At 62.0% G+C, this 13,768-nt stretch carries 10 protein-coding genes; 9 read left to right on the top strand and 1 reads right to left on the bottom strand.

Going from position 1 to position 13,768, the window contains the following annotated elements:
• From M653_RS0127225 to M653_RS1000000138160, 4 genes are all read left to right on the top strand, one after another.
• On the top strand, positions 1 to 1,371 hold a 1,371-nt coding region (locus tag M653_RS0127225), incomplete at its 5' end, for an alpha/beta fold hydrolase (protein WP_027146151.1).
• 127 nt (positions 1,372 to 1,498) lie between these two features.
• Positions 1,499 to 3,289: an ABC transporter ATP-binding protein gene (locus M653_RS0127220; protein WP_032936251.1), complete on the top strand. Its 1,791-nt coding sequence runs from the start codon at positions 1,499 to 1,501 to the stop codon at positions 3,287 to 3,289.
• A gap of 40 nt (positions 3,290 to 3,329) precedes the next feature.
• On the top strand, positions 3,330 to 4,388 hold the full coding sequence (locus M653_RS1000000136210; protein ID WP_198028846.1) for an LLM class flavin-dependent oxidoreductase: 1,059 nt from the start codon (positions 3,330 to 3,332) through the stop codon (positions 4,386 to 4,388).
• A gap of 135 nt (positions 4,389 to 4,523) precedes the next feature.
• Entirely contained in the window at positions 4,524 to 5,171 is a 648-nt protein-coding gene (locus M653_RS1000000138160; RefSeq protein ID WP_280940124.1) for a 4'-phosphopantetheinyl transferase superfamily protein, read from the top strand.
• A gap of 645 nt (positions 5,172 to 5,816) precedes the next feature.
• Here the strand turns inward: M653_RS1000000138160 and M653_RS0127205 are convergent.
• Positions 5,817 to 6,935, bottom strand: coding sequence for an FAD-binding oxidoreductase (locus M653_RS0127205; RefSeq protein ID WP_027146148.1), 1,119 nt, complete (start codon positions 6,933 to 6,935; stop codon positions 5,817 to 5,819).
• Positions 6,936 to 7,037: 102 nt separating this feature from the next.
• Between M653_RS0127205 and M653_RS0127200 the strand changes: the two genes are divergently transcribed.
• From M653_RS0127200 to M653_RS0127180, 5 genes are all read left to right on the top strand, one after another.
• A complete protein-coding gene (locus M653_RS0127200) occupies positions 7,038 to 7,943 on the top strand; it encodes a LysR family transcriptional regulator (protein ID WP_027146147.1) in 906 nt (301 codons plus the stop codon).
• Positions 7,944 to 8,032: 89 nt separating this feature from the next.
• A complete protein-coding gene (locus M653_RS0127195; RefSeq protein ID WP_027146146.1) occupies positions 8,033 to 10,111 on the top strand; it encodes a hydantoinase/oxoprolinase family protein in 2,079 nt (692 codons plus the stop codon).
• Positions 10,112 to 10,116: 5 nt separating this feature from the next.
• Positions 10,117 to 12,102, top strand: a complete 1,986-nt coding sequence (locus M653_RS0127190) for a hydantoinase B/oxoprolinase family protein (protein ID WP_027146145.1) — start codon at positions 10,117 to 10,119, stop codon at positions 12,100 to 12,102.
• Positions 12,099 to 12,404, top strand: coding sequence for a (2Fe-2S)-binding protein (locus M653_RS0127185; RefSeq protein WP_027146144.1), 306 nt, complete (start codon positions 12,099 to 12,101; stop codon positions 12,402 to 12,404). Before M653_RS0127190 ends, M653_RS0127185 begins: the two co-directional genes overlap by 4 nt.
• Positions 12,401 to 13,768: an FAD/NAD(P)-binding oxidoreductase gene (locus tag M653_RS0127180; RefSeq protein WP_027146143.1), complete on the top strand. Its 1,368-nt coding sequence runs from the start codon at positions 12,401 to 12,403 to the stop codon at positions 13,766 to 13,768. Before M653_RS0127185 ends, M653_RS0127180 begins: the two co-directional genes overlap by 4 nt.

The following is a 13,768-nucleotide window of genomic DNA, read 5'->3' as shown; positions in this document are numbered from 1 at the left end:
CTGGTCGAGCATCAGGCAGTGCGCGAGGCGGTGGTGATCGCACGCGAAGACACGCCTGGCGACAAGCGGCTGGTCGCTTATGTGGTGGCCAAGGGCGAGGCGAAGAGTGAAGCCGCCGGCGAACTGGCTGCGGTGCTGCGGGCGCATTTGAGCGGCACCCTGCCGGAGTACATGGTGCCGGCAGCCTATGTGGTGCTGGAAGCACTGCCGCTGACGCCGAACGGCAAGCTCGACCGCAGGGCGTTGCCGGCGCCGGACGAACAGGCCTATGCGCGTGGCGTCTACGAAGCCCCCGAAGGCGAAGTCGAGACGATCCTTGCCGGGATCTGGCAGGAGCTGTTGGGTGTCGAACAGGTCGGCCGCCAGGACAGCTTCTTCGAACTCGGCGGCCATTCGCTGCTGGCCGTGAAGCTGGTGAGCCGTGCGCCGGACGCCGGGCTCAACTTGACCATAAATGACCTCTTCCAAAACCCCATGTTGAAGGATCTTGCCCGGAAAAGCAGGGGCCCCCTGTCTCGAGAAAAACGTGCGGAACCCATTCCGGTGCGCCGAACCGGAAATGCGCCGCCCATATTTTTCCTGCCTTCGGGCTTGGGCGATCATTCGTATGTCTTTGAGCTGGCCCGAGAACTCGGCCCAGACGTCCCCGTCTATGCCTTGCCGTGGCCTTCCGCAAATGAACCGCTCACCTACACGCTGGAGGCAATGACAATCCGCGCGCTATCGATGATGCGCACTATCCAGCCTCGCGGCCCTTATAGCCTGGTCGGATATTCGTCCGGCGGCATACTCGCCTACGCGATGGCACACGATATCGTTGAATGTGGTGAAGCCGTCTCGTTCCTAGGACTCATCGACGTCCATCTGCCGTCCAAAAGGCGCTCCGATCCGAAATCCACAAAGGAAATGCACCTTACCCGGTTCGAGGCAACCGATGAACCACAACGCCCCGGAGAACTCACATTGCTTCGTGAACACGTCGCCGATCTCTCTGTCTCTCAAGTGATGCGGGAAGGACAAAGGCAAGGTGTCGTGAGTGCCGACCTTGATACTCCCGCCGAGGCCGTGATGCGGGAGCAGCGCAGGCATTTCGAGAAGCTTGTCCGATCTTATAAGATCCCGCCATTGTCTATTGCCGTTCACCAATTCAATGCGCGCGATACCATCGGCGCCACAGATGGCGAGCCCGAATGGTCAATGACACGGTGGCAGGACGTCTTGCCGAAGTCCCTTGTGCACGTGCACGCCATTCCCGGCGACCACTGGACGATGATTACGGAGCCTGCAAACAGAGCCATTCTCGGCCGGCAGATATCAGGAGCATTGCAAACTCGCGAATCTAAGCCACCCGTTGCCGTGCAGGAGGTGTGAGAGTGTTCGAGGGCCTTCATTTCGACCGATCGGCGATCCGGCTGCGCATCTGCGGGTATTTGGTCTGCGGCTTGAGCCTGCAGGGTTTTGCAGCGGAAGCAATTTTGGGGATGGGCGCCTCGCGTCCATGCGAACCGTGACCCGGTTTCGTTTCGATGTGCATCGCAGCACCTTTGCGAAGGTATTCTACTTCGTCGGTGTATATTGGCGAAAGCAAATATGGCACGTCGCATTCATTTTTGTCACAACAACACTGGCAGCGGTGGCCGATGTGTTGATGCCATTGTTTGCGGGCCGGCTAGTGGACGCAATGTCGGCCGGTGCGCAAGATAGCTCGCTTTCATACAGTCGTGCGATAACTGCGCTATCTGTCTTTGTCGCTCTTGCGATTTCGAGCCTGATATTCAGGCAAATTGCGTTTGCGGGTATATCGCTACTTTCGCTAAAAACGATGACGGACATGGCGTCCGATGCAATCTACAAAGTTCAGCGTCTCTCGACGGATTGGCATGACACCAATTTCGTCGGCTCCACTGTGCGTAAGATTACGCGGGCGGTGTGGGCCCTCGATGCATTCGGCGACACGGTCCTGATTTCTCTGTTTCCGACACTAGTGGTGCTGGTTGGCACAACGCTCGTGTTCGGTTTCTTGTGGCCGGTGCTGGGCGCGGCTATCGCCTTGGGTTCAGCCTTGTTCATTGTTCTTGCTGGATGGTTCTCGCTTGCTTTCGTTGCACCTGCGGCCAGCCTTTCCAATGCGTGGGACTCGAAACTCGGCGGTGCCCTGGCCGACACGATGAGCTGCAATGCCATTGTAAAAAGTTTTGCCGCCGAGCTGCGCGAGGACGAACGGCTGGGCTCGGTTTTGAAGAAGTGGCGCAAACGCACGTTTCGTACCTGGATGCGGGTCAGTATTGCCGGCATTACACAGGGCACGGCCCTGCTTCTGCTGAAAACTTCAGTGCTGGGCTTGGCTCTGTGGCTATGGATCTACGGTCAGGCAACGGCCGGTGATCTTACCTTCGTCCTGGCGGCGTTCTTCCTGCTGGAGGGCTATCTACGACAGGTCAGCCGTGAATTGCACAATCTGCAGCGCACGGTGAACGACATGGAAGAGCTTGCCGAAATTGCCCGCCAGCCGCTTGGCATCTCCGACCATCGCGATGCGACCGAAATCAGGATCGCAAATCCTTCGGTCGTTTTTGATCGTGTGACGTTCCGATACACCAGCCATCACGAGCCGCTTTTCCGCGACTTTTCAGTGTCGATCCGTTCAAACGAACGAATAGGCCTGGTTGGACCGTCAGGGGCAGGCAAGACGACATTCATCAAATTGCTGCAGCGGCTCTACGATGTCGACGGAGGCGCGATCCTCATCGACGGCCAGGACATCGCCAAGGCGACCCAGGCTTCGCTGCGGCAACAGATTGCCATTGTTCCGCAGGAACCAATCTTGTTCCATCGCTCGATTGCAGAAAATATTGCCTATGCTCGACCGAATGCGACGATGTCGGAGATCGAGCAGGCGGCGCGCCTCGCCAATGCGCACGACTTCATTGCCGGCCTTCCGAAGGGTTATGGCATGGTGGTCGGAGAGCGCGGCGTCAAGCTGTCCGGTGGGGAGCGCCAACGTGTGGCGATCGCCCGTGCATTCCTGGCAAATGCGTCGATCCTGATTATGGACGAGGCAACGTCGAACCTTGATTCAGCCTCGGAGCTGATGATCAGGACGGCGATGGACCGGCTGATGGTTGGCCGCACAACATTTGTGATCGCGCATCGACTGTCGACCGTTCAGACGCTCGATCGGCTTCTTGTCTTCGACAATGGGAAAATCGTCGAAGAGGGAACCCACCAGCAACTTATTCGGCGGGACCTCGGTACATATCGGCGGCTTTTTGAGAACCAGGCGCTGTAACACAAATAAGACAGTAAAATCATATGGAGGAGATATGAATATGGCGTCAGAGCTCACTATAATTGGAGGATGCCCAACATTTGACGATAACATGCCTAGTAGCAAATATATGGAGGAAATAAAAAAATCCGCCATGCGATCCGAGCGGTACGGTTTTTCTGCGATGCTTGTATATTCAGACCATCAACAATTCGATCCCTGGCTGGCGGCCAACTGCCTTATGAGCTCTACGAAGAAGATTTCGCCTCTCGTTGCCGTACAACCGCTCTATGCGCATCCATTCACCGTCGCCAAATTGGTGGCCTCCCTGTCGTTGGTCCATGATCGGCCGGTGCATCTGAATTTTATTTCCGGCGGCTTTCCTCATGATCTCGAGGCATTGTGCGATGAAACCAGCCATGACCGGCGATATGAGCGCGTAGCGGAATACGGCGAGATCGTCCGCAATCTTTTGAGCTCCGGGCGACCTGTAAGCTATCGCGGTGCAAACTATCAGGCCAGCGGGCTTCATCTGAGAATGGCTGCGCGCCTCAAGCCCGACTGTGCGCCCATTTTTACCATCTCGGGATCGTCGCCGGCGGGCATGGCCGTGGCTAGGCGCTTGGGCGCGCGGGCGATCGAATACCTTCGCCCCGTTCGCGACTATGACGGCAAACCACGTCCGGAAGGCACTGAACACGGAACGCGCCTAGGCATCGTCTCGCGCGCCAAGGCGCAGGACGCTTGGTCCGTCGCGCGTAGCAGATATCCCGACGACGAGTTGGGCAGGGAGATGCGTGAATACTACATCCGAGTATCCGATTCCGTCTGGGTCAAGGAATTGGGATCGGAGGTCACTGTTCCCGAGGGGCACCCATATTGGCTGGGGCCTTACAAGAACGGCCACGCGTCCTGCCCCTTCCTGGTTGGCTCGCGGGAGGATATCGCTCGCGAACTGATCGGCTATTTCAAAATGGGTCTCCGTACCTTTCTTTTGGATGATCCGCCGACAGACGAGGATGCCTTTGAAATCCAGAGCGTCTTCGCAATGGCAGAGGAAGCGTTTGCCAGCGGCATCTCTGATAATCTACCGGGACAAGCAGATGAGGCTCGACTCTGATCGAGAAGTGGGAAGTGAAGGGATATGAGATCCCTATCGCCCCCTAACTGTTTTGCCCCTAAAGCGACTACGCTTAAAATGCGGCTGGCAGCGTTGAGACATGCTGTATTCCGTCAAACGGTGACGTGAAACTTGGTGCGATTCTATCCTAGCATCCCAATCACGCAAATTACGTCGCTGAGTGGACCTGGGTTACTCATTGGCCGTCGACCCATATGCGCAGGGGACGAGGAGGCGCTCCTCCCCTCGGAGGCGGTTTCCTATAGCAATTCGGTAAACGCAGTTCGCAGACAAAGTGGTGCTGCCCGAATCGTTGCCCGGTCGTTGCTCCAAGAGTTGGGCCAGCCCTGCGGAGCGATCAACAAGTCAACGGGCGGAGCACCAACCTGGCCTAAGGGAATTGTGGGTTCATTGGCGCATGATCGAGAAACAGCAGTGGCGGCAGTTTCATCAACAAGCAGCTTTTTGGCTCTCGGTATTGATATCGAGCCAGCAGAACCTTTGCCCGACGATCTCATCGACATAGTCACGACGGATGGCGAACGCAGTCGCCTTGGATTGTTCCCACTCTATGCCCGCTGTCTGTTTGTTTTAAAGGAGGCCGTGTACAAAGCTTCCTTCCCTTTGAATGGTCTTTTTCTCGATTTTTGTGACATTGAGATCGACATTGAAAAGGGAATAGGAATTGTCTCACGCACAGGTCATCAGTTCAACGTGAAGTACGAAATCCGCAAAGATATCGTCGGTATCGCGTATATTGAAGTAAGGGCAGACGGTGTGTAGTCGTGAGCCGGGCTAGCGTCGCGCGACTGCACGAGGAATGCAGCGACTCCCGCGCTGACCACGTGAGAAGGTCCGATTTTGCAATGTTGGATAGAGGTGGTTGACCGTCAAACGGAGTACACTTTTGGAAATGTGGAAGGGGTGCTGACGGTACTTTTCAAGGCAGGGCGGGAGTGCACCAAGACGTCGCAATGTTCAAAGAGTTACTCGATTGGTCCCGAGAGTCGGTGAAACCTCAAATTTTTTTTGCGACGATTTTCCCTTTAAAATCAAAGCGTAACTTTTTGACGGCCCATGTTTCGGACTTTCGAGCGGCAAACAAGAAAAAACCAGCTAGATCAATAACCTAGCTGGGTTGGAAACAATCGAGTGGGGAGTAAGGGGTGGAAACGGCGGCAATCGCGTAGTTTCGGTGACGACGTTCGCTTGCCGCTCCGTTCCGTTTCCCGCTCCCGCTCCGCGGACCTTTCTTTCCCTCTGAACTTGCAGGTAAGATCTGGGCCCAGGTCGCGGTTAATGTAAAGCCGTTTCAAAGGGCGAGAGTGCTCTGGCGTAGAATGGCGTGCGCAAAGGCGGGTCCGCTCTAGTCTAGCGCCCGACGCCTCAGAACGGTCCCTGTGCGATCCCGATTCTGCTCTGGAACGATCAGGCAGCGCGGTTGAAGCGGTTGATTCTGAAATCATCGAGCGGCGTTTCGCATCGGTCGGTCATAATGAGCTCGGCCATGGCATCGCCCACGCCCGGACCGAGCTGGAAGCCGTGTCCGCTGAAGCCGAAGGCGTGGAACAGGCCTGGCGTCGTCGCCGAGCGTCCCATGACCGGCAGCATATCCCTGACATAGCCCTCGCAGCCCGACCAGGTGCGGATCACCGCGACCCTTGCGATTGAGGGCAGCAGCCGCGCGACGGCGCGCAACTGCGCCTGCAGGCGCATGGGGTCGGCGGCCGCATGGCCGGGATCGAGATCCACCAGCACCCTTTCGGCCGCGCCGCCGAAGACGATGTTGCCCCGCTCGACCTGGCGCAGATAGGCGCCATGGTTCTTGTCACGCGTCCAGATGCCGACCACCGGCAGGATCCGGTGCGGCAGCGGCTCGGTCACGCCCATCTGAGGGCCTCGGGCGTCGAGCGGCACCGCTTCGCCGAACTGTGCGGCGATGCCCGCGCCCCAGGCGCCGGCGGTGTTAAGCAGGCACTCGGCAGCGAATGTGCCTTTTGAACTGGTGACAAGGAAGCTGGATCCGGTGTGCCCGATCGTCGTGCCTTTCGCCTCCTCCACGATTTCGGCGCCCAGCCTGCGGGCGGCTTCGGCAAAAGCAGGCGCGATGAGCCGCGGATTGCCGCTGCCGTCATGTGGCGAGAACGACGCCGCGATCGCGTTGGGACCGAGACCGGCAAAGCGGGTGTGAATCTCGCGCGGGCTGAGTTCTTCCAGATCAAGCCCCCAGGGCCGCGCCGTCTGGGCATAGGCTCGCATGTCGGCGAGACTGGCTTCATCGAAGATCAGCCGGATATGGCCGGTGGCGCGGAATTCCACGTCGCGGCCAAGCATTTTTTCGGTCTCGCCCCAGAGCCTGAGCGAGCGATGGGCCAGCGGCAGTTGCGACAGATGACGCCCCGTGCGCCGGATGTTGCCGAAGGAGGCGACCGTTGCCCCGGTGCCGATCCGGTTGCGCTCGATCAACGTCACGCGTGCGCCGCGCCGGGCCAGGAAATAGGCCGAAGCCGCCCCCATCAGTCCGCCACCCAGCACGACTACATCCATGGCGCCCTCTGGCGATCAATCCCAGCCGATCTTGTCCGCGCCGCGCTGTTGCGTCAAAGATGGGTTTGGACAGAAGCTATAAGCTTTACCTATGGAGTAGTAATGCGGGCCCGGCAACTCGAAGTGTTCATCGCCGTGATGCGCTCGGGTACCGTGACCGCTGCGGCGCGGATGCTGAACATCTCCCAGCCTGCGCTCAGCCAGATCCTGCTCCACGCCGAGGACGAACTCGGCTTCACCCTGTTCGAGCGGGTGAAGGGCCGGCTGCGGCCAACCCCGGAGGCGCTAGAGATCTTCCCCGATGCCGAGAGGTTGTCGGCGGGACTCGACGGCTTGCGCCGCAAGACCACCGATCTGCGCCTGGGTAGGACAGGGCTGGTGCGGGTTGCGGCATCGCCGCCGCCGGCAATGGCGATATTGCCGCGTGCGTTCACCAAATTCCGGGCGCAGCATCCCCACATAATGCTGCGCGCCCATAGCGCGCCTATCTCGGCAATCGTCGACATGCTGCGCGCGGGCGATGCCTGCCTCGGCGTGGCCATGGACGACCGGCTGCCTCCGGATATCGAGGCGGAGGTGGTCGGCAGACTCGGCTTCGTATGTCTGCTGCCCGCCGGGCACGCGCTGCAAGCGAAAGCCGAGCTGACGCTCGCCGACCTCGTCGGGGAAGAGTTGATATCCTATCGCGGCAACACCCGCCCTGCCGATGAACTGGCCCGCGCGGCCCAGGCGCAAGGCATGACGCTTTCGCCGTCGCTGGAGATCGACGTCTCCATCTCCGCGGTCGGCTTCGTCCAAGCCGGCCTGGGCATCGGCTTGGTCGATGCGCTGCTGCCGTGGCATCATTTTGCTGGGCTCGCGGTCAGGCCACTCGCGGCCGGGCCGGAATTCCCGATCGCGCTTCTCACCTCGCGCACGCGAGCCCTTTCGCGGGCCGATGAGATGATGCGCGATGAAATCCGCGCGGCCTGTTCCATCGTCCTGGATGAACATCGCGCTAAGGCATAAGCAGGACTTATATCCTTGCCCGTCATACGTCTTGGACCCGCACCATCCGCTCGTGCCAGCTTTGGTTGGCAGACAGGAAGGGACGCATCATGGATGGAGTCATCACGGCGGATGAGGCGCACAACAGAGCCGACTGGAAGGTCGGCGTCGATATCGGCGGGACTTTCATCGATTTCTGTGCGCTTGAAGTAAACTCCGGACGCGTCGCCTCGCTGAAGGTGCTGACGACACCGGAAGATCCGGGCGCCGAGCTGATGACCGGCCTCGCCCTTCTGGCCGAGCGCGAGGGCTTTGATCCCACCCATATGACGCGCTTCGTGCACGGCACGACGGTCGGCATCAACACGATTATCCAGCGCAAGGGCGCGCCGCTCGCGCTGTTCACCAATGCCGGCTTCGAGGACGTGATCGAGCTCGCACGGCTTCGAATGCCGGACATGTATTCGCTGTTCTGCTCTCGGCCGGACCCGCTGATCTCGCGCGACATGGTGTTCGGCATTCCGGCCCGCATGCGCGTCGACGGCAGCGAGACCAAGGCACCTGATGTGGCAACCGTTGAAAGCGCGGTCGCGGCAGCGAAGGCGAACGGGGCGCAAGGTATCATCGTGGCCTTCCTTCATTCCTGGCGCAACGCCGCGCAGGAGGCCTCGGTTAAGTCTGCTATCGCGCGCCTCGCACCCGACCTCTTCGTCTTCACCTCGGCCGAGGTCTGGCCGGTCATTCGCGAATACGAGCGCAGCTCCACCGCCATCCTCAACGGCTATGTCCATCCGCGTGTCTCGGGCTACCTGACGGCGCTGGAAGAGCGGTTGAAGAGCCGCGGCGTACCGGCCCGTCCGATGCTGACGAAGTCGAACGGTGGGCTGATGAATGCTGCCGAAGGCAAGCAGGCCTGCGTCAACATGCTGCTTTCGGGTACGGCTTCAGGGGTCATCGGCGCCGCGTGGCTGGCGCGTCAGGCCGGCGAGGACAGGATACTTACCCTCGACATCGGCGGCACCTCGGCCGACTTCGCACTCATCATCGACGGTAGGCCACAGTTCGGCACCGGCGAACTGATCGGCGAGTTTCCGCTCCATATCCCTTCCGTTTCGGTGAGCTCGATCGGCGTCGGCGGCGGCTCGATCGCCAGCGTTGACGCTCAAGGGGTGTTGCGGGTCGGGCCCGAGTCGGCCGGCTCGACGCCGGGACCGGCTTGCTACGGCCGCGGCGGCGAGCGGGCGACAGTGACGGATGCGATGGTGGTGTGCGGATGGCTCGGCCACAGCGAGATGGCCTATGGACAACTCAGCATCGATACCGGGCTGGCGCATCGCGCGGTCGGCGAGCTTGCGAGGCGACTCGGCCGCCCGGTCGAGCAGACCGCGCAGGCGATCGTCGACATCGCGGTGTCGGAGATGTTCGTCGAGGTCGAGAAACTCGCATCGCGCGCCGGCGTCGACTTGCGCGATTTCACGCTGATGCCCTTTGGCGGCGGCGGCCCCATGCTCGGCGCTTTCCTTGCCCGCGAACTCGGCATGAAGCGCGTCATGGCGCCACGACGCCCCGGCGTGGTGTCGGCATTGGGCGGACTGGTGGCGGATCTGCGCGGAGATTTCATTCGCACCATTTTCTCACCGCTGTCGGCCGCGTCGCTCCCAATTATCCGCGCGGCTTTCGAGGCGCTCGCAAGCGAGGGTCGCGACTGGCTCGCGGCGCAGGGGCATGACGCGGCCGCTGAGCTCAATTTCTCCTGCGATATGCGCTATCTCGGTCAGAGCTATGAGATCGAGGTCGTCCTTTCGCCGGAATGGCTCGAGGAGAGTGACGCAGAGACCATCGAGCAGGCCTTTCACCGCACTCATGAGCGGCTCTACGATTTCCACGACCCGGACGGCGAGATCGAGCTTGTGAATATCAGGCTGTCCGCCGTCGGTGCGGGTCCGGCGCTGTCCTTTCCAGAGATCGACGAGATCGACGTCTCCGCCAGTCCGGCGCGCCGGCTTCCGGTCTATACAGGCCTGGGCGTCGAGGCCGTAGACCTCCACGACCGGCAGACTCTTGTGCCTGGCAGTAGCTTCCAAGGGCCTGCCGTGGTCGTTCAGGATGACACCACCCTTGCCATTCCCGCCGGAGTGCAGGCGCGGGTCGATCGCCACCTCAATCTTCTTCTGACTTTCGCGGAGTGACGCCTTTGTTTGACCGGACAAACCTTCAGGTTCTGGCGAACCATGCCCGCGCGGCGGCCGAGAACATGGCCCACACGCTACACCGCACCGCGCATTCCGCCTTCGTCAAGGAAACGCAGGACTTCACGGTGATGCTGATGGACCGCTCGGGCGCGACCTTCGCCGTCCCCATGGAACTCGGCGCCACCTGGTATCCCGGGCTTTCGTATAGCCGTGCGATCGCAATGGTGGACGACTACCGGCCTGGCGACGTTGCCTTCACCAACGATCCCTATTCAGGCTATGTCGCCACCCATGCACCCGACACCCATCTGTGGAAGCCGGTCTTTGTCGATGGCGAGATCGTCGCCTGGACCGGAGGCCACATCCACAACACCGACATGGGTGGGGCGGTGCCGGCTTCGCTCAGCCGGGCGCTGACCGAAATCCATCAGGAAGGCATTCGCTTTCCTCCCATGAAGCTCGTGAACGAGGGCGTCTTCGACGAGATGATCCTGCGGATCATGAGCACCAATGTGCGCAAGCCAGATCTCAACATCGGCGACATCAAGGCGCTGGTCGGCGCGCTCAACACCGGCGAGCGCAAGATTCACGCAATGGTGCGGAAGTTCGGCAAGACAGGCTTCATCGAAGGCGTTGCCGCTCTTCTTGACCACGCGGAGGCGCAGGCGCGCGACGTGCTGCGCTCCATGCCTGACGGCACATGGGAATTCGCGGATTATGCCGACGAGGATTCGGTCGAGGCCAATCCCTGCCGGCTGAAGCTGAGGCTGACGATCAAAGGCGGGGAGGCGGTGCTCGACTTCACCGGCTCCGATCCGCAACTCGGCTCCTCGCTCAATGTGCCCTCGGGCGGCGACCCGCGCCACACCATGCTGCTGGTGGGCGTCTATTACGTTCTCTACACGCTCAACCCGAAAATCCTGCTCAACACGGGCCTCACCAGGCCTTTCACCTGCATCACCCCTGAAGGTTCGGTGCTGAACCCGGTCCACCCCGCCGCCGTCGGCATGCGCTCGCTCACTTGCGCCCGGCTGCGCTCGGTCATCTTCGGAGCCTTTTCGCAGGCAGTGCCGGAGCGCCTGCCTGCGGCTCCGGCCGGCAATAATTGCATCATCAACGTCATGACGACGGATGAGCATACCAGCCGGAGCGTCATCGCTGCGGTTAACCCCGTCGTGGGTGGTGGCGGCGCGATGCCGCATCGCGATGGCACCAACGGATCGGGTGCCGATGCCGCCTATCTCAAGAACACGCCGATAGAGATCACCGAGACCGAGACGCCGGTCGAATTCGTGAAATACGGGCTCGCCAGGGACAGCGGCGGGGCGGGCCGCTGGCGCGGCGGGCTGGCGACCGAGATGGCGTTTCGCGTCTTTGCTCCCGACTCCAGGATCACGGCGCGCAACCGCGACCGCAGTTTCTTCCGCCCCTGGGGCGTACTCGGCGGCAAGGCGGCCGGCCTGTCCGACATGGTCGTCAATCCGGGGGGCGAGCACGAGCGGCGGCTGGGCAATATCGACACGGCGGTCCTGCAGCCCGGCGACATGCTCGAGATCCGTTCCGCCGGCGGCGGCGGCCGCGGCGATCCGCTGCAGCGCGAGCCCTGGCGGGTCGCGCAGGACGTGCGGCGCGGCTATGTCTCGCCAACAGCCGCCGAGTGCGACTATGGCGTCGTTATCCGCGGCGGCGAACTCGATGAGCAGGCGACGGAGCGGCTGCGGGCAGGGCACAAGCCATCCGCCACTCATTTCCATTTCGGTCCGGAGCGCGATGGTTACGAAGCGCAGTGGACGTCGGCAGCCTATGACCGGCTGCACACCGTGCTGGATGCCTTGCCGATTCACTGGCGCTTCTTTGCCAAGACGGAGATATTCCGCCGCATGAAAGGGCGCTCCGGGCCGGAGGGCGTTCAGGCGGCGTTCGATGCGGTCTGCGAACGCTTCCCCGAATTGCCGCGTCCTCGTCCGCTGCAAGAGGCAGCGGAATGAGCACGGCCGGCCGTATCGTCCGGCTGGCCGAACGCGATCGGGTACAGGTGCACTTCTTTCTCGACGGTGAGATGCGTCACGCGCTGGCGGGCGACACCGTGCTGACCGCCATGCTGGCTTCGGGGCACACCTTGCGACAATCCGAGTTCGGACCCGAACCGCGCGCAGGGTTCTGCCTGATGGGAGCGTGCCAGGATTGCTGGATATGGCAGGAGGAGGAGAAGCCGCGTCTGCGCGCCTGCACAACCCTTGTCGCTGAGGGTCTCCGGTTGCGCACGACGCTGCCGGAGAGCTGGCCGTGAACGAGGCCTCACCGCCACGTATTGTGATCGTGGGTGCCGGTCCCGCCGGCATCAGGGCCGCCGCCACGCTGGTTGAGGCTGGGCTCCATCCGACGGTGATTGACGAAGGCTATCGCGCGGGCGGGCAGATCTATCGCCGTCCGCCTGCCGGGTTCGTCCGCACGCCAAAGCAGCTCTACGGGTCGGAAGCGGCGAAGGCGCGCGCGCTGCATGCGCTCTTCGACCGGCTGGCCAAGGACGGGCAACTCACCCATTGCGCAGGCAGTTCTGTCATCGCCGCGCATGGAGGCCAGTTGCACGTGCTGGGCGAGGACGGCGTTCAGGTTGTCGGCTATGAGCGTCTGATCCTTGCCACCGGCGCGTCCGATCGCGTCGCTCCGATCCCCGGTTGGCAGAATGCCGGCGTCTACAGTCTTGGCGCGGCGCAGATCGCGCTCAAGGCGCAAGGCGTGGCTTTGGGGCGGCGGATCGTCCTGCTGGGATCGGGACCTTTGCTGACGTTGGTCGGCGCCCAACTCGTCGAGGCTGGAGCGGATGTGGCCGCGGTGCTTGATACGTCCCCCTGGCAGCAACAAGTGCGGGGATTCTCAGGCCTTGCCGCCCGGCCGGTCGTTGCGTTGCGCGGCATGGCCCTGCGGGCGCGGCTCGGCCGCCGCTATCATGCGGGTGTGACACTGGAGCGGATCGAGGCCGACGGGCAGGGCGTCGCAGCCTTGCGCTGGCGCGATGCCGGCGGACGGCAGCAGCTCACCTCCTGCGACATGATCGGCATGGGCTGGCACCTGCGGGCCGAAACCCATCTGGCCGATCTGGCGGGATGCGCCTTCACCTATGACGAGCAGTGGCGGCAGTGGCTGCCAAAGACCGCCGAAATGGGTCGGGCCGGCAATGGTGTCTACCTTGCGGGCGATGGGGTTCGCCTGCTCGGTGCCGATGGCGCCGAGATTGCGGGCCGCCTTGCAGCGGCGGCGTGCCTCGCCGATATCGGATATCAGGCGCCCTCGATCAGTGCCGATCTGCGCAAGCTCGTGCGCCTCGAGCGCTTTGCCCGCGGTCTGGCTCGCGCCTTTCCCTGGCCGGCGGCCATGGTACGGGCGTTGCCCGATGAGGCGATCGTCTGCCGCTGCGAGAACGTCACTGCCGCAGCCGTGCGCGAGGGGACGGATTTCGGAAGCGGCGAGGCCAACAGGGTGAAGTCACTTTCACGCGCCGGCATGGGGCGCTGCCAGGGGCGCTATTGCCAGTTGGCTGCCGTTGAACTCGTCGCCGCGCAAGCCGGCTGTATGCCCGAAGCCGTCGGCAGGTTTCGCGCGCAAGCCCCTGTCCGGCCAGCACCCATCGGCGCCTTCCTCCGGGAAGACTGA

Source organism: Mesorhizobium sp. WSM3626, assembly GCF_000513935.1.
GTDB classification, from domain to species: domain Bacteria; phylum Pseudomonadota; class Alphaproteobacteria; order Rhizobiales; family Rhizobiaceae; genus Mesorhizobium; species Mesorhizobium salmacidum.
This window is presented reverse-complemented; position numbering and strand designations above follow the sequence as displayed.

Bases quoted from the DNA above. Each gene is read 5' to 3' on its own strand.
- M653_RS0127220 (WP_032936251.1), top strand. From the start codon at position 1,499: ATGCGAACCGTGACCCGGTTTCGTTTCGATGTGCATCGCAGCACCTTT.
- M653_RS1000000136210 (WP_198028846.1), top strand. From the start codon at position 3,330: ATGGCGTCAGAGCTCACTATAATTGGAGGATGCCCAACATTTGACGAT.
- M653_RS0127205 (WP_027146148.1), bottom strand. From the start codon at position 6,935: ATGGATGTAGTCGTGCTGGGTGGCGGACTGATGGGGGCGGCTTCGGCC.
- M653_RS0127200 (WP_027146147.1), top strand. From the start codon at position 7,038: ATGCGGGCCCGGCAACTCGAAGTGTTCATCGCCGTGATGCGCTCGGGT.
- M653_RS0127195 (WP_027146146.1), top strand. From the start codon at position 8,033: ATGGATGGAGTCATCACGGCGGATGAGGCGCACAACAGAGCCGACTGG.
- M653_RS0127185 (WP_027146144.1), top strand. From the start codon at position 12,099: ATGAGCACGGCCGGCCGTATCGTCCGGCTGGCCGAACGCGATCGGGTA.